This window comes from Mycobacterium sp. NPDC050441 (assembly GCF_040655355.1).
Classification (GTDB): Bacteria; Actinomycetota; Actinomycetes; order Mycobacteriales; family Mycobacteriaceae; genus Mycobacterium.
Genome location: NZ_JBFAJS010000007.1, coordinates 203,973 through 222,298 on the forward strand (window position 1 = coordinate 203,973; position 18,326 = coordinate 222,298).

Below are 18,326 nucleotides of genomic sequence, written 5' to 3' on the forward strand. Positions count from 1 at the left end.
CCTGGCTGGGTTCACTTCCGCAGGATCAGTTCCAGCGCCTCGGCCCGAGAAGCCTTGTCGGTCTTGAACTGTCCCCGCACCGCGGAGGTTGTGGTGACCGCGCCCGGCTTGCGGACGCCGCGCATGGCCATGCAGAGGTGCTCGGCCTCGATCACCACGATGGCCCCGCGCGGGTCGAGCTTGCGCATCATTGCGTCGGCGATCTGGGCGGTGAGGCGTTCCTGCACCTGCGGGCGCTTGGAGTACAGGTCGACCAGGCGGGCGATCTTCGACAGACCGGTCACCCGGCCGTCCACCCCGGGGATGTATCCGACGTGAGCCACCCCGTGGAACGACACCAGGTGGTGCTCACAGGTGGAGTACAACGGGATCGACTTGACCAGCACGAGCTCGTCGTGTTCCTCGTCAAAGGTGGTGTTGAGCACCGCATCCGGGTCGGTGTAGAGGCCGGCCATCAGCTCTTTGTACGCACGCGCCACGCGGGCCGGGGTATCCAGCAGACCCTGACGATCGGGGTCCTCACCGATGGCGATCAGCAGCTCACGCACAGCCGCCTCGGCACGCGGTTGGTCGAAAACCCGCGTGGCCGCATCGGTGTTGTTGTGATGCTCGCGCAACGACTGCGACATCGAAGCCTCCGTTCTCGGATCAGCCGTGGGCCGGTGGGTTGGGCCGGTCGGACCGGTCAGGAGCACGGTCCTGACCCGCCTCCTCATTCGGAGCAGGGGGCTGGCCGGGATGAGGATAAGGCTGATAGGGGTACGGCTGGGGCTGTTGCCATCCCGACGGATGCGGCGGCGGATACCAGTAGCCCTGCTGTTGCTGCGGCGGCTGGTATCCCGGCTGCGACGGCGCGGGCGGCCAGCCCGGGGCGTGCCAGCCGGCCGGCGCGCCGTAGTCGGGCTGGGTAGAGCCGTTCGGCGGGGCGCCGTTCGCCCCGGCACCGTTGGTCTCGTTGGCCCGCTCGGCCTCCCGGCTGGCGGCGGCTATCGCTGCCTTGAACGCCGGCTCGGGTACCGGCGGCGGCCACGGCTCGCCGCGCTCGATGGCGATCTCGCCCGGGGTCTTGATCGGCGGCTTGTCGGACGGCACGCGCCCACCGAAGTCGTCGAACATGGTCAGCCGGGGACGCTTCTTGACGTCACCGAAGATGGCCTCGAGCTCGACGCGGTGCAGTGTCTCCTTCTCCAGGAGCTCGCCGGCCAGCGTGTCGAGCACGTCGCGGTACTCGCTGAGGATCTCCCAGGCCTCGGTGTGTGCGGCCTCGATGAGCTTGCGCACCTCGTCGTCGATGTCGCGGGCCACCTCGTGGCCGAAGTCGGCCTGGGTGCCCATGGTGCGGCCCAGGAACGGATCACCATGCTCGGTGCCGTAGCGCACGGCCCCCAGCTTGGAGCTCATGCCGTACTCGGTGACCATGGCGCGGGCGATCTTGGTGGCCTGCTCGATATCGGAGACGGCACCGGTGGTGGGCTCGCGGAAGACGAGTTCCTCGGCGGCGCGTCCACCCATCGCGAACACCAGCCGGGCGATCATCTCGGAACGGGTCATCAGACCCTTGTCGTCCTCGGGCACCGCGACGGCGTGGCCGCCGGTGCGACCGCGGGCCAGGATGGTGACCTTGTAGATCGGCTCGATGTCGGGCATCGCCCACGCGGCCAGGGTGTGCCCGCCCTCGTGGTAGGCGGTGATCTTCTTTTCCTGCTCGCTGATGATGCGGCCCTTGCGGCGCGGGCCGCCCACGACGCGGTCGACGGCTTCTTCCAGCGCGGCACCGGTGATGACGGTGCCGTTCTCGCGTGCGGTCAGCAGCGCGGACTCGTTGATGACGTTGGCCAGGTCAGCGCCGGACATGCCGACGGTGCGCTTGGCCAGGCCGTCAAGGTCGGCGTCGGGAGCGATCGGCTTGCCCGCCGAGTGCACCTTGAGCACCGCACGACGGCCGGCCAGGTCAGGATTGGACACCGGGATCTGCCGGTCGAACCGGCCGGGCCGCAGCAGGGCCGGGTCGAGGATGTCGGGCCGGTTGGTGGCCGCGATCAGGATGACGCCCTGACGGTCGCCGAAGCCGTCCATCTCGACCAGCAACTGGTTCAGCGTCTGCTCACGCTCGTCGTGACCGCCGCCCATGCCCGCGCCGCGCTGGCGGCCGACGGCGTCGATCTCGTCGACGAAGATGATGCACGGGCTGTTGGCCTTGGCCTGCTCGAACATGTCGCGGACGCGCGAGGCGCCGACACCGACGAACATCTCGACGAAGTCCGAACCGGAGATCGTGAAGAACGGGACGCCGGCCTCACCGGCGACGGCACGGGCCAGCAGGGTCTTGCCGGTTCCGGGCGGGCCGTACAGCAGCACGCCCTTGGGGATCTTGGCGCCAAGCGCCTGATAGCGCGACGGGTTCTGCAGGAAGTCCTTGATCTCGTAGAGCTCCTCGACCGCCTCGTCGACGCCTGCGACGTCGGCGAAGGTGGTCTTGGGCATGTCCTTGCCCAGTTGCTTGGCCTTCGACTTGCCGAAGCCGAAGCCCATCCGGCCGCCGCCGCCCTGCATCCGGGAGAACATCACGAACAGGCCGACCAGCAGCAGCAACGGCAGCATGTAGATCAGCATCGAGCCGAGAAAGCTGCCCTGGTTGACGGTGGTGCCGAACTTGACGTGCTTGGCATCGAGCTGGTCGACGAGCTTCACCGCATAGCCGGTCGGGTACTTCGTGATGACCTTGTCGCTGTTCTCGGTCTCGTCCTTGCCGCTCTTCAGATCGAGCCGCAGCTGTTGCTCGCGGTCGTCGATCTGGGCGCTCTTGACGTTGTCAGCACCGATCTGGGCCACCGCCACCGAGGTGTCGACGGGTTTGTAGCCGCGGGTGTCGTCGCTGAAATAGAAAAACGACCAGCCCAGCAACAGCACGACCGCGATCACGGTCAGCGTACGGATCACATTTTTGCGGTTCATCGATCACTCGGCCGAGTTCGGCCCGGTCCTTCCAACGTGCGCAGTTGAGGGTTTTAGGCTACCGCTACACCAACGTCCGGCAGTTCCCGACGGTATCTAGCCGACGGCGGGCCGCTGTGCTTGGGTGAGATCGTGCTCACACCGACCGAGCGGTTAGTCGACACCAATGGCGTGACGTTGAAGGTGACCGAGGCGGGTGAGCACGGAAATCCGGTGGTGGTGCTGGCCCACGGGTTCCCCGAGCTGGCCTATTCGTGGCGACACCAGATCCCCGTGCTGGCGGCCGCCGGCTATCACGTCCTGGCCCCTGACCAGCGCGGTTACGGTGGCTCATCACGGCCCGAGGACATCGATGCCTACAACATCGTGGAGCTGACCGCCGACATCGCGGGGTTGCTCGATGATGTCGGCGCCGAGCAGGCGGTGCTCATCGGCCACGACTGGGGCTCGCCCGTCGTCACCAACTTTCCGTTGTTCTTCCCCGATCGGGTCGCCGCGGTGGCCGCGCTGAGCGTGCCCCCGGTCCCGCGGGCGTCCGGGCCGCCGACGCAGATCTGGCGCAAGATCGTCGGGGACAACTTCTTCTACATCCTGTACTTCCAGGAACCCGGCGTCGCCGACGCCGCACTGGGCGCCGATGTGCGTCAGTCGCTGCGCCGCATGATCGCGATGGAAGGCATCAGCGCTCCCCCCGACAGCCTGTCGGAGCGACCGCTGCCGCCCCTGCCGGACTGGATCACGGCCGACGAGTTCGAGCACTACGTGCAGGCCTACGCCGAGACCGGTTTCACCGGGCCGCTGAACTGGTACCGCAACTTCGACCGGAACTGGGAGCTCACCGACCCGGGCTCAGGTCGAATGAAGGCCCAGACCATCAACGTCCCGCTGCTGTTCGTGGCCGGCACCGGCGACCCGGTGCTGGGCTTCACCCCGCGCGACCGGGTGCGGGACGTGGCCACCGGTGACTACCGCGAGGTGCTGGTCGACGGCGCCGGGCACTGGCTGCAACAGGAACGTCCCGATGAGGTGAACAAAGTGCTGTTGGAGTTCCTGGAGGATCTGAAGTGAGTCCGTTGAATTTCGGCGTTTTCATCACGCCGTTTCACCCGGTCGGCCAATCCCCGACCACCGCACTGCAATACGACATGGACCGGGTGGAGGCGTTGGACCGGCTCGGCTACGACGAGGCCTGGTTCGGCGAACATCATTCCGGCGGTTACGAACTCATCGCCTGTCCCGAGGTGTTCATCGCCGCCGCGGCCGAACGGACCAGACACATCCGGCTGGGCACCGGCGTGGTGTCGCTGCCGTATCACCACCCGCTCATGGTGGCCGACCGGTGGGTGTTGCTCGACCACCTCACGCGCGGCCGGGTGATGTTCGGAACCGGGCCTGGTGCGCTGCCTTCGGACGCCTACATGATGGGCATCGACCCGGTGGATCAGCGGCCGATGATGCAGGAATCCCTGGAGGCGATCCTGGCGTTGTTCCGCGCCGCGCCCGATGAGCGGATCAACCGCAAGACCGACTGGTTCACCCTGCGCGACGCCGCGCTGCACATCCGCCCCTACACCTGGCCGTACCCCGAAATATCCACCGCGGCAATGGTTTCCCCGTCCGGACCGCGACTGGCCGGGGCCTTGGGAACATCCCTGCTGTCCTTGTCGATGTCGGTGCCCGGCGGCTACGCGGCCATCGAGACCACCTGGGACACCGTGCGTGAGCAGGCCGCCAAATCAGGCCGGCCCGAACCGGACCGGGCCGACTGGCGGGTGCTCGGCATCATCCATCTCGCCGACACCCGCGAGCAGGCCATCGAGGACTGCACATACGGCCTGCAGGATTTCGCCAACTACTTCGGCGCAGCCGGCTTCGTGCCGCTCTCCAACGAAACCGGTCCAGCCCCTTCCGCCTATGAGTTCGTGGAAAACTGTGCGGCAGGCGGCAATTGCTGCATCGGCACCACCACCGACGCGATCACCTATATCCAGGACCTGCTGGACCGCTCCGGCGGGTTCGGCACCCTCCTGCTCCTCGGCCACGACTGGGCACCACCGGCGGCCACCTTCCATTCCTACGAACTTTTCGCCCGTGAGGTGATCCCGCACTTCAAAGGCCAGCTCACGGCCGCACGGGCATCGCACGACTGGGCCAAGGGCATGCGGGATCAACTGCTGGGCCGCGCCGGGCAGGCGATCGTCAACGCCATCACCGAACACACTTCCGAGAGCAATGGGGAGAAGAATCGGTGAAGGCCGCGGTCCTGCGTGACGGCCGGATGATCGTCCGCGACGACGTGCCCGACCCGGTGCCCGGCCCGGGGCAGGTGCTGGTCGAGGTGAAAGCCTGCGGAATCTGCGGGTCCGACCTGCATTTCGCCACCCACGGCGCCGACATGCTGGCCGCGGGCGCCGACCTGGAGGGTGTGCCCGACATGGACATCGACCTGGCCGGTGACGTCTTCATGGGCCACGAGTTCAGCGCCGAGATCCTCGACGCCGGACCGGGAACTGAAGCCCCCGCCGCCGGGACACTGGTGACCTCCGTACCGGTGCTGATCTCGACCGGCGGGATCGCCCCGATTGTGTACAGCAACACCACCGTCGGCGGCTACGCCGAGAAGATGCTGCTGTCGGCGCCGCTACTGCTGCCGGTACCCAACGGTCTGAGTGCCGCACACGCCGCACTCACCGAACCGATGGCCGTCGGCCTGCACGCGGTCAACGCATCGCGCATCGAACCCGGCGAGGCGGCACTCGTCATCGGCTGCGGCCCCGTCGGCGTCGCCATCGTCGCCGCACTGAAACTACGGGGCGTGGAAACCATTGTGGCGTCGGACTTCTCCCCCACCCGGCGCGAACTCGCGGCCACGATGGGCGCCCACATCACGCTGGATCCGGCCGCGGATTCACCGTTCCACCAGTGCCGGCCCGCGGTGGTGTTCGAGGCCGTCGGCGCCCCTGGGCTCATCGACGACGTGCTGCGCCGCGCTCCCGTGGGCGTCCGACTGGTGGTGGCCGGGGTCTGCATGCAGCCCGACACCGTGCACCCGTTCTACGCGATCACCAAGCAGGTCAACATCCAGTTCGTCTTCGGCTACGACCCGACCGAGTTCGCGAACTCGTTGCGCTCCATCGCCGAGGGTGAGATCGACGTCGCACCGATGATCACCGGGACGGTGGGCCTCGACGGCGTGGGCACCGCGTTCGACGAGCTCGCCTCCCCCGAGCGGCACTGCAAAGTCCTGGTGACGCCGTGATGTCCCGGTAGGGTTCGGTCATGCCGATCGCTGGGAATGCGAAGTTACGGGTGCTGGGCGTTGCCGCGGCGGGATTGATCGCCGTCAGCGCAAGCGCGTGCGATGCGACCTCGGGACCCGGCGGGGCATCGCCGGCCGACGCCCGGCAGGTGACCGTCGTCGGATCTGGTCAGGTGCAGGGCGTTCCGGACACCCTGACCGCCGATGTCGCCGTGGAGTTCACCGCCCCGGATGTGTCCGGCGCCCTCAACCAGTCCAGCCAACGGCAGCAGGCCGTGATCGATGCGCTGGTCGGATCGGGCATCGACCGCAAGGACATCAGCACCACCCAGGTCAGCGTGCAACCGCAGTTCAACGACAACACGATCTCGGGTTACCGCGCCAGCAACGCGATCAAGGTCAAGATCCGCGACACCGCCAAGGCCTCGCAGACCCTGGCGTTGATCGCCGGCACCGGAGGGGACGCCACCCGCATCAACTCGGTCGACTATTCGATCGAGGACGACTCGGACCTGGTGCGCGACGCCCGCGCCCGGGCATTCGACGACGCCAAGAACCGCGCCGAGCAGTACGCCGGATTGTCCGGACTGCACCTGGGCAAGGTGATCTCGATTTCCGAACAGTCCGGTGGCTCGACCCCGCCCACGCCCACCCCGATGCCGCGTGCCGCGATGCAGGCCGTTCCGCTGGAACCCGGTCAGCAGACCGTGGACTTCTCGGTGACGGTGATCTGGGAGCTCACCTAGCTGTACTGCGGTTTCCGTTCACTTTGAAACCACGCACACTACTACCCGCAAAAATGCGGCGTCAGCTCAAAGTCAACAAGGAGTTTCTATTCACCGGCTCAGCCCGCGGGCGCGATGTCGACGGGAATGCCGTTGAGCACCGCGGTGCCCGACAGCGGATCCAGATGGGTGCCGTCGTTGAGCTGATTGACGTTGGCCCCGGGCCGACTGGCCGCGAGCTGCTGGCCGGTGCCGCCGCGGTCATGACCCCAGCCGTGCGGTAGCGAGACCACGCCGCGCCGCATGCCGTCGTTCACCTCGATCGGGGCCGACAGCTCACCGCCCGGGCCCTTGATCACCGCGATGTCGGTGAGTCCCAGATCCGCAGCGTCGTCGGGGTGGATCTGCAGGGTGCACCGGTTGGAGCCGCCCGACAGTGCCGGCAGGTTGTGCATCCAGCTGTTGTTGGACCGCAGATGGCGCCGGCCGATCAACAGGAACCCGCCGGACGTGCGGCCGAGCGCGTCGCGCAGCCGCGCCACGTCGGCGACGATCGGCTCCGGCGCGAGTTCGATCCGCCCACTTGGGGTTCGCAGGATCTCCGGGATCCGCGGTCGCAGTTGCCCCAGGTCGATGCCGTGCGGGTTGGCCTTCAGCCGCTCCATGGTGAGCCCGTCCGGCTTGGCGCCGAACGCGTCGCCGTAGGGCCCGAGCCGCAGCATCATGTCGAGGCGGCGTTCATAGCCGGGGCCCGGGTACAGCATCGCGGTGAGCTCATCGACGTCACGCCCGGCCACCGGCGAACCGGGGTCGCCCGTCTCCTTCGCCAAGGTCGTGGCGATCACCTGGGCGTCGACGAGTGCGGGATCACCGTCGGCGCCGATGCCGTAGAGGATGAGGGCGAGCCGGGACAGGATCTCGGGCTCGTCGGGCCGGCCGTCGAGCGGGAGCGCCGGCGACGAGTACCGCACGTTGTTGTGGACCGCGAGGTTGTTCAGGGCGACATCGAAGTGGGCGCTGCAGGCCGGCGGGGGCGGCGGCAGGATGACATCGGCGTGGCGGGTGGTCTCGTTGAGGTAGGGGTCGACGCTCAGCATGAATTCGACGCTGTCGAGTGCCCTGTCGAGCCGGTCGCCGTCGGGTGCGGACAGCACCGGGTTTCCGGCGATGGTGATCATCGCCTTGATCTGACCTTCGCCGGCGGTGTCGATCTCCTCGGCGAGTGCGGCGGCCGGCAGTTCGGACAGCACTTCGGGATATCCCGAAACCCGGCTCGCCCACCTTCCCGTCTTGAAGCCGCGCCCCGGTTTCGGCGGACGCGGCGCGGGGGCCGCCGCGCCGAGCGCGAACATCGCCCCGCCCGGTCGGTCGAGGTTGCCGGTGAGGATGTTGATCACGTCGACGAGCCAGCTGCCGATGGTCCCGAACTCGACTGTGGACGTGCCGATCCGGCCGTAGACGGCCGCCGTCGGCGCCGCCGCGAGCTCACGGGCCAGTTCCCGGATCTCCGCAGCGTCCAACCCGCAGGCCGCGGCGACAGCTTCGGGTGAGAACTCGTCGGCCAGTGTGCGGACCTGCTCGATGCCGTTGACGTGCTCGGCAAGCTCACCGACATCGACGAGACCCTCCTCGAACAGCACGTGCACGATCGCGAACAGCAGCGCGGCGTCGGTACCGGGCCGCGGGGCCAGGTGCCGGTCGGCGAGTTTGGCGGTCTGGGTGCGGGCCGGATCGATCACGACGAGCCTGCCGCCGCGTTTGCGCAACGCCCGCAGCTTGCCGGGGAAATCGGCGGCGGTGGCCAGGCTGCCGTTGGACACCAGCGGATTCGCGCCGATGATGACGAGATAGTCGGTGCGGTCGAGATCGGGCACGGTGAACGCGGCCGGGCTGCCGAACATCAGGCCGAGTGCGACGTGCTTGGGCATCTGGTCGAGCGTGCTGGCGCTGAACACCTGCCGGGTGCCCAGGCCCTTGATGATCAGCGGCGCATACAGGCTGCCCGCGATGGTGTGCGCGTTCGGGTTGCCGAGATACATCCCGACCGAGCCGCCGCCGTGCGCGGCGATCACCGCGCCGAGGCGCTCGGTGATGCCGGTGTAGGCCTCATCCCAGGTGGTCTCGGTCAGCACGCCGGCGCGGCGGACCAGTGGGCGCGTCAGCCGGTCCGGGTCGTTGTCGAGCTCACCGAAACTGGCGCCCTTCGGACAGATGAATCCCGCGCTGAACACGTCGTCGCGATCGCCGCGGGCGCCGGTCACGCGGCCGTCGGAGATGGTCAACGTCAGGCCACAGGTGGCCTCGCAGAAGGGGCAGATCCGCAGGGCTGTGCTCATCCCCCGAATTCTGCGCCGGTCAGGGCGTTTCGTACACCTTCGGTTCGAGGGTGCCGATGTAGGGCAGGTCGCGGTAACGCTCGGCGAAGTCCAGGCCATAGCCGACGACGAACTCGTTGGGGATGTCGAAGCCCACGTAGGCGACGTCCAGTTCGGTCTTGACGGCCTCGGGCTTGCGCAGCAGCGTGCACACCCGCAGCGAGCGCGGACGACGGGTGGCCAGGTTGCGCAGCAACCAGGACAGGGTGAGCCCCGAGTCGATGATGTCCTCGACGATCAGCACGTCACGGTCATTGATGTCGCGGTCGAGGTCTTTGAGGATGCGCACCACGCCCGAGGAGGAGGTGGACGAGCCGTAGGAGCTGACCGCCATGAACTCGAGCTGCGTGGGCAGCGGGATGGTCCGGGCCAGATCGGTGACGAACATGACCGCGCCCTTGAGCACGGTGACCAACAGCAGGTCGTCGTTGCCCAGGTTGTCTCGGTATTGCTCGGCGATCATCTCGGCGAGTTCGACGGTGCGGGTCCGGATCTGCTCCTCGGACAACAGCACCGATTTGATGTCTCCCGCATACAGCTCTGCAGAGTCGACAGCCACTGCAACAGCGTGCCATGCGAGGGGTCCGCTTTCCAACGCGGATCGCTAGACCGGTTCGGTGTGCATCCTCAGCACCCCATCGCGCCGCGCCGCGAACAACCGCTGTTTGCGCAGCCCGGACCCGACAGCCACGCCGCCCTGTCCGCGCCAGGCCGTCACGAGCCGGTCGACCCCGCGGATCTGGATGTCGGTCAGATCACACGCGCCGCCGTCCAGCAACCAGGCCCGGATCACCCGCCGGCGCAGCGCAGCGGGCAACTGCGCCAACCGGGCGGTGTCCAGACCTCCGGCCTCGGTGCGCGCCCCCGCCAGGGCCTCACCGGCCAGGGCGTCGAGGGTCTCGGTGTCCTCCCGCAGCGCGATCGCGGTGCGGGCCAGGGCCTCGGCCACGCCGCCGCCGAGCACGTCCTCCAGCAGCGGCAGCACTTCGTGCCGCAACCGGACCCGGGTGAACCGGGGTTCGGCATTGTGCGGGTCCTGCCACGGGGTGAGGCCGAGTTCGTCGCAGACCGCGTGGGTCAGCGTGCGCCGCACCCCCAGCAGCGGCCGGTGCCACGGCGGGTCGTGCGGGCGCATGCCGGCGATCGAGCGGGCACCCGATCCGCGGCCCAGCCCCAGCAGCACCGTCTCGGCCTGATCGTCGAGGGTGTGGCCGAGCAGTACCGGTGCGCCGTCGCGGGCCGCGTTCAGGGCCGCATAGCGCGCCTGACGTGCGGCGGCCTCCGGCCCCCCGGAACGGCCGACATCGACTGAAATAACTTGAGCTGCAATACATCCCAGTGCCAACGCCTGGGCGCGCGCAGTGTCGGCGACGGCATCCGACCCGACTTGCAGCCGGTGGTCGACGATCAGCGCAGTGGTGGGCCGCAGGGCCGCCGCGACCGCGGTCAACGCCAGGGAGTCCGGGCCGCCGGACAGGGCCACACACCAGTTCCCGCCGTCGATCCGCTCGCCGGCGGCCACCACTGCCTGCCGCAGCGCGGCTACAGCACCCGTGCGATCCATCGTTGCGGTTCGTCGATCTCTTCGGGCAGCGGCAGGGTGTCGGGGCTCGACCAGACGGTGTTGAACCGGGCCATCCCGACGGTCGTGACCACGTGGTCGACGAACGCCTTGCCCCGGGTGTACTGGCTCATCTTGGCGTCGAAGCCCAGCAGTGCGCGTACCAACCGTTGCAGCGGCGGCTGTTTGCGCTGTCTGCGGTCGTCGAAGCGACGCCGGATCGTCGACACCGTGGGCACCACCGCAGGGCCGACGGCGTCCATCACGTGATCGGCGTGGCCCTCCAGCAATGTGCCCAGCACCAGCAGCTGATCCAGTGCACGACGCTGGGGCTCGGCCTGCACCGCACGCATCAGGCCGAGCACACCGGTCGAATTGGCTTCCGGCGCTTGATCATTGCGCTGATTCCGGACAAACTCCGCGAGCCGCCCCACCATCTCGGTGACGTCCTCGCCGGCATCCTGGGTCAGCACCGCCAGGGCCTGTGACATGTGGTCGGCCAGCCAGGGATTGGCCCGGAACTGCACCCGGTGGGTGACCTCGTGCAGGCACACCCACAGCCGGAAATCAGCTGGGGCGACGCGCAACTGGCGTTCCACCGCGATGACGTTGGGATACACCAGCAGCAGCTCGCCACCGTCGGGGCCGAACGGGTCGTACTGCCCGAGGATGCCCGTGGAGATGAATGCCAGCACAGCGCCGGTCTGCGCCCCGGTCACCCGTCCGGTGATGAACCCCGGCTTCTGCGCGTCACTTTCGTCACCGGATCGGGCTCCGGTGGTCATCACCCGCATGGAACGGGTGGCCGCACGGATCCACTCGGGACGATCCACCACGCGGGCCTCGGGCACCTCCGCCCCCTCGATCAGACCCGTCACCTCGCGTACCGGCAGCTCGGCGGCCTTCGAACTCTCCGAGAGCTGCTCGATCACCTGGTTGCGGGTGTAGTCCGTGGACGGTGGGGACGACCGGGCCAGCTTCGCCCCGACCGTCGCGGCGAAGTCCCAGTCGACCGCGCGGCCCGCGGTCATCGCTACCCGCTCGCTCACGTGCCACATCCGCACGACCGCAGCACCGCGGCCAGATCGTCGATCGCGGTACGTCCGGTCGGGCCGGCGTTGTTCGAGATCAGCGCAAACGTCAGCACCCGGCCGTTGTCGTCGGTGACGATGCCGGCCAGCGCATTGGTCCCGGTCAGCGATCCGGTCTTGGCCCGCAGCCAGCCCGCAGCGTCACGCCCGGCGTCGGTGTCGACGTAGCGGTTGGACAGCGTGCCGCTGCCACCGGCGATGGGCAGCAGATCCACCAGCGGCCGCATGTCCGGTTCGGTGTTGCCTGCCGCGATGTTGACCACCTCGTCGAGGATCCGGGCGGTCAGCCGGTCGTCGGTCGACAGGCCGCTGGAATCGACCAGCTTGGCGGCCGACATGTCGATGCCGATGCCCTCGAGTTGGCTCGTCACCGCGTCGACGCCGCCGTCGAAACTCTGCGGCCGGTGCAGTTGGGCGGCGACCTCGCGGGCGATCGACTCGGCCATCACGTTGTCGGATTCGTTCATCATCTGACGCAGTCGCTCGATCAGGGGGGCGGACTGAACCGCGGCGATCTGCCTACCGCCCGAGACCTCGGAGGGCAGCACCGTCACCGTCGCCGGGTCCACCCGCAGGGCGGTGGCCAGGGCCCGGCCCGCGTCGAGCGCCGGTGTCGTCGACCGTCTCGATTCCACCGTCGTCGGCTGGATACGTCCGCCGTCGACCATCACCGGTTCCATCGGTGCGATGTCACCGCCCTCGATATCGGCGGGATCCCAGCCCGGCGCCATCGTGGGGCCGCTGTACTCGCTGGTGTCCACCCGCACCGCGGTGACCGTGATACCGCTGCCGCGCACCTGCTGAGCCAGGTCACTGATCCGGGCCGCACCCTTGTACCAGGTGTCGGTGTCATCGGGCGCCGCCGAGAGCGTGGTGTCCCCGCCGCCCTTGAGCACCACCAGACCGGGCTGCGAGTCGACGGCCAGAACCGTGGTGGCCAGCCGTGCATTGCGGTCCAGCGTGAGCAGTGCGGCGGCCGTCGTCAGCACCTTGTTGACCGAGGCGGGCTGCATCGGCACCCCGGAATTCTGTTCCCACAGTTCGGCGCCGGTCTCGCCGTCGGTGATCCGGCCGGTCACCTGACCGAGATCGGGGTTCGCCAGCGCCGGTGCCAGCGCCGCGGCCAGGCCGCTCACGGTCGGAGTCGGCGCCGACATGTCGACCGGGACGATCCCCGGGCTGGCGGTCGCCGGCGGAGGCGCGGGCGTGACCGCCGCGGCATCGCTGGAGCGGTGACCGGTGAGCACGGCAGCAAGCGCGACGACGCCGGCGACCAGCATCAGGACCACGACGCCAACCGCCACATGGGTGGACTGCCGCCACCGAGTGGGCCGCATATTTCTCCTGCTCTGCCGGTGGTGGGAACGAGCCACCCGTTTAGGCCAGACTATCGCTCGATTAGGGTTGACCCGCGTCGTCGCCCGACGACCCAAGCCTGACCGCAGATGCGAAGGAGCCGCGACGGTGAAGTTCGACGTCGTCATCGAGATCCCGAAGGGTTCGCGCAACAAGTACGAGGTTGACCACGAGACCGGCCGGGTCAAGCTCGACCGCTACCTCTACACCTCGTTCGGTTACCCCGCCGACTACGGATTCTTCGAGGACACTCTCGGCGAGGACGGCGATCCGCTGGACGCACTCGTGCTGCTGCCGGAGTCGGTGTTCCCCGGCTGCACCGTCGAAGCCCGCCCGGTCGCGATGTTCAAGATGACCGACGAGGCCGGCGGCGACGACAAGTTGCTGTGCGTGCCCGCCGGGGATCCGCGCTGGGACCACATCCAGGACCTCGGTGACGTGTCGCAGTTCGAACTCGACGCCATCAAGCACTTCTTTGTGCACTACAAGGACTTGGAGCCGGGCAAGTTCGTCAAGACCGCCGACTGGGTGGGCCGCGAAGAGGCCGAAGCCGAGCTGCAGCGTTCGGTCGAGCGGTTCAAGAGCTCAGATCACTGAATTTCCCTGGCTGTAACACGGGGTAACCCCCCTGTGCTCTATGCCTTTCATGCTTGACCAGGTGTTGATGCATCAGGGCATGGGGCTTGAGGCGTACAACGCATTGCCGACGCGCCGTGCGGTGCACGCCGTGTACGAGTGCTGTTACAGCGTGGTGCTCGCGACCGATCTGGCCGGTGGGCGTCCGTTCACCGACCATGCCGCGCTGTTCCGGCAGGCCGATGCCTTGCTGTTCAGTCTCGGTGAGGATTCCATCGACCGCGTGCTGCAGGCCTATCCGCACATCGGGCGGCGCCCCCGCAGTCCGAAGTCGGTGTGCGAACAGTGCTCGGTGTGGGACGACGATCCCGCGGTGATGGCCCAGCTCAACTCCGAGGTCCGGCATTACGACGATCAGTTCGGGTTCGGCTTCGTGATGTTCGTCGAGGACTGCTGTGCGCACCGGGCCATGGCCGGGATCATCGACCGGCTGCACAACGACCGCGACACCGAACGCAAGGTGGTCCGCAACGAACTGGCCCGCATCAACCGGGCCCGGCTCGAACGCATGCTCGGGCCCGAGGGCGGCTATTACAACTGGTAGCCGCCTCGTTCCACAGACTGGCGTAGCCTGGTGCAGCAGAATCGATTTCATCGCCTGACGTGCAGCGACCGAGGACGGCCATGCCCATTTCCGCCCGCCGCGTGCTGCAAATCGGCCCGCTCAAGCCCTCGCTCGCGGCAACCCTGCGCACCGACTACCAGGCCTACACCCTGCCCAACGGGAACGCCCGTGACGCGTTCCTGGCCGAACACGCTGCCGAGATCACCGCGATCGTGGTCTCGGGTGTGACCCGCGTCGACCCGAATCTGATGACGGCACTGCCGAATCTGAAAGCCGTGGTGAACTTCGGCGTCGGGTACGACAACATCGACGTGGACGCGGCTGCGGCCCGCGGTATCGGCGTCAGCAACACCCCCGACGTGCTCGACGACTGCGTCGCCGACACCGCGGTGGGCCTGCTCATCGACACCATGCGGCAGTTCTCGGCCGCCGACCGCTACCTGCGGGCCGGACGCTGGGTTTCTGACGGGAATTACCCACTGACGCATCAGGTTTCAGGGTCGCAGGTGGGCATTCTCGGGCTCGGCCGGATCGGCGGGGCGATCGCCACCCGCCTGGCGGCGTTCGGCTGCTCGATCAGTTACCACAACCGCAGGCAGATCCCCGACAGCCCATACCAATACGTCGACTCACCGGTCGAGCTTGCCCACCGCGTTCAGGTACTCGTGGTCGCCGCGGCCGGCGGCCCCGGCACCCGCCACCTCGTGGACCGGGAGGTGCTCGATGCACTCGGAGCGGACGGCTACCTGGTCAACATCGCCCGCGGCACCGTGGTCGACCAGGACGCCCTGGTGGAGGCGCTGACACACGGCCGCCTGGCCGGCGCGGGCCTCGACGTGTTCACCGACGAACCGAACGTCCCCGCGGCGTTGACGGAACTGGACAACGTGGTGCTGCTGCCCCATGTCGCCAGTGGCACGGTGGAAACGCGGGCGGCCATGGAAGCGCTGGTCCTGGCCAACCTGGACCGGTTTCTGGAGTCCGGCGAGCTGGTCACGCCGGTTCGGTGAATCGGGGCGTTACCGCACGTTGCAGCCGGTCCCATGTTGTGGCAGTGCGCACCGGAACTGCATGATCCGCAACTACATCCGCAGGCGACTTTGGCCTGCGGCCGGACCGCGGGCTGCGGCGGATTCACCCGTCGACTCAATCGCGCCCGCGGCGGGCGTCGGTCCCGCATGATGTCGCGATGGATGACCTCGTGCACGGCCACTGCGACGCCCGCTTCACTTCGATCCGCGATGCGTTGGCAGAGGCGATCGCCAGCGGGGAGGAAACCGGCGCGGCCATCGCGATCGACATCGACGGCCGGCCCGTCGTCGACATGTGGGGCGGATACGCCGATGCGGCGCGGACCCGCACGTGGGACGCCGACACCATCGTGAATGTCTTCTCGTCCACCAAGACGGTGACGGCACTGGCCGGACTCATGCTGATCGACCGCGGCCTGATCACCGCTGACACGAAGGTGGCCGAGTACTGGCCCGATTTCGCCGCAAACGGCAAGCAGGACATCGAGTTTTGGCATCTGTTGACCCACAGCTCAGGGTTGTCAGGCTGGGACCAGCCGTTCGCCATCGAAGACAGCTACGACTGGGAGAAGTCCACGGCCGCGCTGGCCGCCCAGGCGCCGTGGTGGGAGCCGGGCACCGCATCCGGCTACCACGCCCTGACCCATGGACACCTGATCGGGGAGGTGCTGCGGCGGGTCACCGGAAAGACACTCAAAGACTTTGTCCGCGACGAGATCTCGGGTCCGCTGGGCGCCGACTTCCAGATCGGCGCCCGACCCGAAGACCACCACCGCACTGCCGACATCATCGCGGCCGACGAACCCCTCGACATTCCACTCGAGGCGCTCTCCGAGATCGCGCTCAAAACGTTCATGGGGACGCCGTCCCCGGAGATCGCGAACTCCGCGGCCTGGCGCGCCGCCGACATCGGTGCGGGCAACGGGCACGGCAATGCGCGGTCGCTGGCCCGGATCCTGTCGGTGATCTCGATGGGCGGCACGGTGGACGGCGTCACCCTGCTCAAGCCCGAGACGGTCGAGTCGATCTTCGAGCTGCAACTCGAAGGCCCCGATCTGGTGCTGCTCGGCCACCCGCTGCGCTGGGGTCTGGGATTCGGTCTGCCGCAGCCGCAGACCGTGTCCTACGTCCCGGACGGCAAGATCTGCTTCTGGGGCGGTTGGGGTGGCTCGTGGGAGACGTGCAACCCCGATCACCGCGCCACGTTCGCCTATGTGATGAACAGGATGGGGCCCGGCGTCGAGGGATCCGAACGCACCGCCCGCTACCTCAACCTGTTTTACGAGGCCATCCAGGAAGCCCGGGTCTGAGACCGCAGCTCGAGGCGGCGCAGCACATCGGTCCCGAGCCCGCGCGGGTCCTGGCCCGCCGTAGCCGGGATCAGGGTCACCCCGTCGGCCACCTCGGCGGCCTCGATGTCGGCGATCAGGCCGGCCAGGCCGTCAACCGTCCCGATGTAGCGCACCTGCGCCTCGGGCCCGGCCACGGTCAGGCTGCAGCGGGCCGAGCGGTAGTCCCCGGCGACCGCGACGGTGACGTCGAGAATCACCGAGACGTCGTCGTCCTCGGATTTGAGGCCGGATCGGATCCGGCGCGCCTGAGCCAGGTCGGGCGCGGAGATCCGCGCCGTCGGCGCCTCACCGTCGGTCAGCTCGGTCCACGCCTCGGCATCCGCCACGAATATCCGCACCCCGGCCACGTTAGAGATACGTCGCGCCGGGACGAATAGTTGCGCTCAGCCGGAATCCAAGGGATTACCGCGCGTCACGCACCCGGGTCTTGTACAGGCTCGCTGCGGTGGTGATGGCCAGCGTCACGATGATCACGCCCAGGCTGGCCAATGTCGGGATCTCGGGGACATGCACGGGCTCGCCACCGTTGATGAACGGCAACTCGTTTTCGTGCAGCGCGTGCAGCACCAGCTTCACGCCGATGAAGGCCAGGATGAACGCCAGCCCCTGCGACAGGTAGACGAGCCGCTTGAGCAGGTCACCGAGCAGGAAGTACAGCTGCCGCAGACCCATCAGGGCGAACACGTTGGCGGTGAACACCAGGTAGGGCTCCTGGGTCAGCCCGTAGATCGCCGGGATCGAGTCCAGCGCGAACAGCAGGTCGGTGGTGCCCAGGGCGACGATGACCAGGAACATCGGCGTCATCAGCCGCTTGCCGTTCTCGTGCACCCACAGCTTGAGGCCGTCCCACTTGTCGGTGGTGCGCAGGTGCTTACGGGCGAACCGCACCACACCGTTGTCGCCGTCGTCGTCGTGGTCGGTGTTCCGGACCAGGTTGATCGCGGTGTACACCAGGAACGCGCCGAAGATGTAGAACACCCAGGAGAACTCGTTGATCGCGACCGCGCCGAGCGCGATGAAGATGCCGCGGAAGATCAGCGCCAGGATGATGCCGACCAGCAGGGCCTGCTGCTGGTAGATCCTCGGCACCTTGAAGCTGGCCATGATGATCAAGAAGATGAACAGGTTGTCGACCGACAGGCTGTATTCGGTGAGCCACCCGGCGAAGAACTCCACCCCGAACTGGCTGCCGTGGAAGGACCACACCCACACGCCGAAGGCCACCGCCATGCCGATGTAGATCGATAGGTACGTCGCGGTCTCCCGCGTACTGGGTTCGTGGGGGCGTCGCCCGATCACGACGACGTCGAACAGCAGAACGGCGATCGTCACCGCCAGGGTGATGATCCATTCCAGCTGGGTTACCTGCATCGAGAAATCCTCCGGTCGTCAAAACGCCGGAGGTCTCTTCCACCGGTGA

The 18,326-nt window shown here is 67.9% G+C and carries 17 protein-coding genes; 8 read left to right on the forward strand and 9 right to left on the reverse strand.

Annotation, left to right across the window (positions count from 1 at the left end; translation table 11 throughout):
• Positions 1–11: 11 nt before the first annotated feature.
• Together folE and ftsH are read right to left on the reverse strand one after the other, a co-directional pair.
• Positions 12–629: a GTP cyclohydrolase I FolE gene (gene folE, locus AB0I14_RS21800; RefSeq protein WP_358025849.1), complete on the reverse strand. Its 618-nt coding sequence runs from the start codon at positions 627–629 to the stop codon at positions 12–14.
• A 19-nt stretch (positions 630–648) separates the two neighbouring features.
• Positions 649–2,955 (reverse strand): ATP-dependent zinc metalloprotease FtsH, encoded by a 2,307-nt coding sequence (gene ftsH, locus AB0I14_RS21805; protein WP_358025851.1) that lies wholly within the window; start codon positions 2,953–2,955, stop codon positions 649–651.
• 132 nt (positions 2,956–3,087) lie between these two features.
• Here ftsH and AB0I14_RS21810 point away from each other — a divergent pair, with 132 nt between their 5' ends.
• Genes AB0I14_RS21810 through AB0I14_RS21825 form a run of 4 tightly spaced genes read left to right on the forward strand, consistent with a single transcriptional unit; the run spans position 3,088 to position 6,960 of the window.
• Positions 3,088–4,023 (forward strand): alpha/beta hydrolase, encoded by a 936-nt coding sequence (locus AB0I14_RS21810; RefSeq protein ID WP_358025853.1) that lies wholly within the window; start codon positions 3,088–3,090, stop codon positions 4,021–4,023.
• Positions 4,020–5,207: an LLM class flavin-dependent oxidoreductase gene (locus tag AB0I14_RS21815; protein WP_358025855.1), complete on the forward strand. Its 1,188-nt coding sequence runs from the start codon at positions 4,020–4,022 to the stop codon at positions 5,205–5,207. The genes AB0I14_RS21810 and AB0I14_RS21815 overlap by 4 nt, the downstream gene beginning before the upstream one ends.
• Entirely contained in the window at positions 5,204–6,214 is a 1,011-nt protein-coding gene (locus AB0I14_RS21820; protein ID WP_358025857.1) for a zinc-binding dehydrogenase, read from the forward strand. Before AB0I14_RS21815 ends, AB0I14_RS21820 begins: the two co-directional genes overlap by 4 nt.
• Positions 6,215–6,234: 20 nt before the next feature.
• A complete protein-coding gene (locus AB0I14_RS21825) occupies positions 6,235–6,960 on the forward strand; it encodes an SIMPL domain-containing protein (protein WP_358025859.1) in 726 nt (241 codons plus the stop codon).
• Positions 6,961–7,058: 98 nt separating this feature from the next.
• Here AB0I14_RS21825 and AB0I14_RS21830 read toward each other — a convergent pair whose 3' ends face one another.
• The 5 genes from AB0I14_RS21830 to dacB are packed head-to-tail and all read right to left on the reverse strand — an operon-like array spanning position 7,059 to position 13,303.
• Positions 7,059–9,275 carry a molybdopterin-dependent oxidoreductase gene (locus AB0I14_RS21830; RefSeq protein ID WP_358025861.1) on the reverse strand — a complete coding sequence of 739 codons (2,217 nt, stop codon included), beginning with the start codon at positions 9,273–9,275 and terminating at the stop codon, positions 7,059–7,061.
• A 19-nt stretch (positions 9,276–9,294) separates the two neighbouring features.
• A complete protein-coding gene (gene hpt / locus AB0I14_RS21835) occupies positions 9,295–9,873 on the reverse strand; it encodes a hypoxanthine phosphoribosyltransferase (RefSeq protein WP_358025863.1) in 579 nt (192 codons plus the stop codon).
• A gap of 45 nt (positions 9,874–9,918) precedes the next feature.
• Entirely contained in the window at positions 9,919–10,878 is a 960-nt protein-coding gene (gene tilS, locus AB0I14_RS21840; protein WP_358025865.1) for a tRNA lysidine(34) synthetase TilS, read from the reverse strand.
• On the reverse strand, positions 10,857–11,933 hold the full coding sequence (locus AB0I14_RS21845; RefSeq protein WP_358025867.1) for a zinc-dependent metalloprotease: 1,077 nt from the start codon (positions 11,931–11,933) through the stop codon (positions 10,857–10,859). The genes tilS and AB0I14_RS21845 overlap by 22 nt, the downstream gene beginning before the upstream one ends.
• On the reverse strand, positions 11,921–13,303 hold the full coding sequence (gene dacB / locus AB0I14_RS21850) for a D-alanyl-D-alanine carboxypeptidase/D-alanyl-D-alanine-endopeptidase (protein WP_358025869.1): 1,383 nt from the start codon (positions 13,301–13,303) through the stop codon (positions 11,921–11,923). Before dacB ends, AB0I14_RS21845 begins: the two co-directional genes overlap by 13 nt.
• A 127-nt stretch (positions 13,304–13,430) precedes the next feature.
• Here dacB and AB0I14_RS21855 point away from each other — a divergent pair, with 127 nt between their 5' ends.
• From AB0I14_RS21855 to AB0I14_RS21870, 4 genes are all read left to right on the forward strand, one after another.
• Positions 13,431–13,919, forward strand: a complete 489-nt coding sequence (locus tag AB0I14_RS21855; RefSeq protein ID WP_358025871.1) for an inorganic diphosphatase — start codon at positions 13,431–13,433, stop codon at positions 13,917–13,919.
• Positions 13,920–13,968: 49 nt separating this feature from the next.
• Positions 13,969–14,502 (forward strand): 2-oxo-4-hydroxy-4-carboxy-5-ureidoimidazoline decarboxylase, encoded by a 534-nt coding sequence (locus AB0I14_RS21860; RefSeq protein ID WP_358025873.1) that lies wholly within the window; start codon positions 13,969–13,971, stop codon positions 14,500–14,502.
• Positions 14,503–14,582: 80 nt separating this feature from the next.
• The gene (locus tag AB0I14_RS21865; protein ID WP_358025875.1) at positions 14,583–15,533 is read left to right on the forward strand and encodes a 2-hydroxyacid dehydrogenase; all 951 of its coding nucleotides are present in this window, start codon (positions 14,583–14,585) and stop codon (positions 15,531–15,533) included.
• Between the two features lie 179 nt (positions 15,534–15,712).
• Positions 15,713–16,864: a serine hydrolase domain-containing protein gene (locus tag AB0I14_RS21870; RefSeq protein WP_358025877.1), complete on the forward strand. Its 1,152-nt coding sequence runs from the start codon at positions 15,713–15,715 to the stop codon at positions 16,862–16,864.
• On the opposite strand, the gene AB0I14_RS21875 is transcribed toward AB0I14_RS21870, so the two are convergent.
• Entirely contained in the window at positions 16,834–17,253 is a 420-nt protein-coding gene (locus AB0I14_RS21875) for a hypothetical protein (RefSeq protein WP_358025879.1), read from the reverse strand. The two genes, AB0I14_RS21870 and AB0I14_RS21875, sit on opposite strands and share 31 nt — an antisense overlap.
• 55 nt (positions 17,254–17,308) lie before the next feature.
• Positions 17,309–18,277, reverse strand: coding sequence for a TerC family protein (locus tag AB0I14_RS21880; protein WP_358025881.1), 969 nt, complete (start codon positions 18,275–18,277; stop codon positions 17,309–17,311).
• Between the last annotated feature and the right edge of the window lie 49 nt (positions 18,278–18,326).

Bases quoted from the DNA above. Each gene is read 5' to 3' on its own strand.
- folE (WP_358025849.1), bottom strand. From the start codon at position 629: ATGTCGCAGTCGTTGCGCGAGCATCACAACAACACCGATGCGGCCACG.
- ftsH (WP_358025851.1), bottom strand. From the start codon at position 2,955: ATGAACCGCAAAAATGTGATCCGTACGCTGACCGTGATCGCGGTCGTG.
- AB0I14_RS21825 (WP_358025859.1), top strand. From the start codon at position 6,235: ATGCCGATCGCTGGGAATGCGAAGTTACGGGTGCTGGGCGTTGCCGCG.
- AB0I14_RS21830 (WP_358025861.1), bottom strand. From the start codon at position 9,275: ATGAGCACAGCCCTGCGGATCTGCCCCTTCTGCGAGGCCACCTGTGGC.
- tilS (WP_358025865.1), bottom strand. From the start codon at position 10,878: ATGGATCGCACGGGTGCTGTAGCCGCGCTGCGGCAGGCAGTGGTGGCC.
- AB0I14_RS21845 (WP_358025867.1), bottom strand. From the start codon at position 11,933: ATGTGGCACGTGAGCGAGCGGGTAGCGATGACCGCGGGCCGCGCGGTC.
- dacB (WP_358025869.1), bottom strand. From the start codon at position 13,303: ATGCGGCCCACTCGGTGGCGGCAGTCCACCCATGTGGCGGTTGGCGTC.
- AB0I14_RS21860 (WP_358025873.1), top strand. From the start codon at position 13,969: ATGCTTGACCAGGTGTTGATGCATCAGGGCATGGGGCTTGAGGCGTAC.
- AB0I14_RS21865 (WP_358025875.1), top strand. From the start codon at position 14,583: ATGCCCATTTCCGCCCGCCGCGTGCTGCAAATCGGCCCGCTCAAGCCC.
- AB0I14_RS21870 (WP_358025877.1), top strand. From the start codon at position 15,713: ATGGATGACCTCGTGCACGGCCACTGCGACGCCCGCTTCACTTCGATC.
- AB0I14_RS21880 (WP_358025881.1), bottom strand. From the start codon at position 18,277: ATGCAGGTAACCCAGCTGGAATGGATCATCACCCTGGCGGTGACGATC.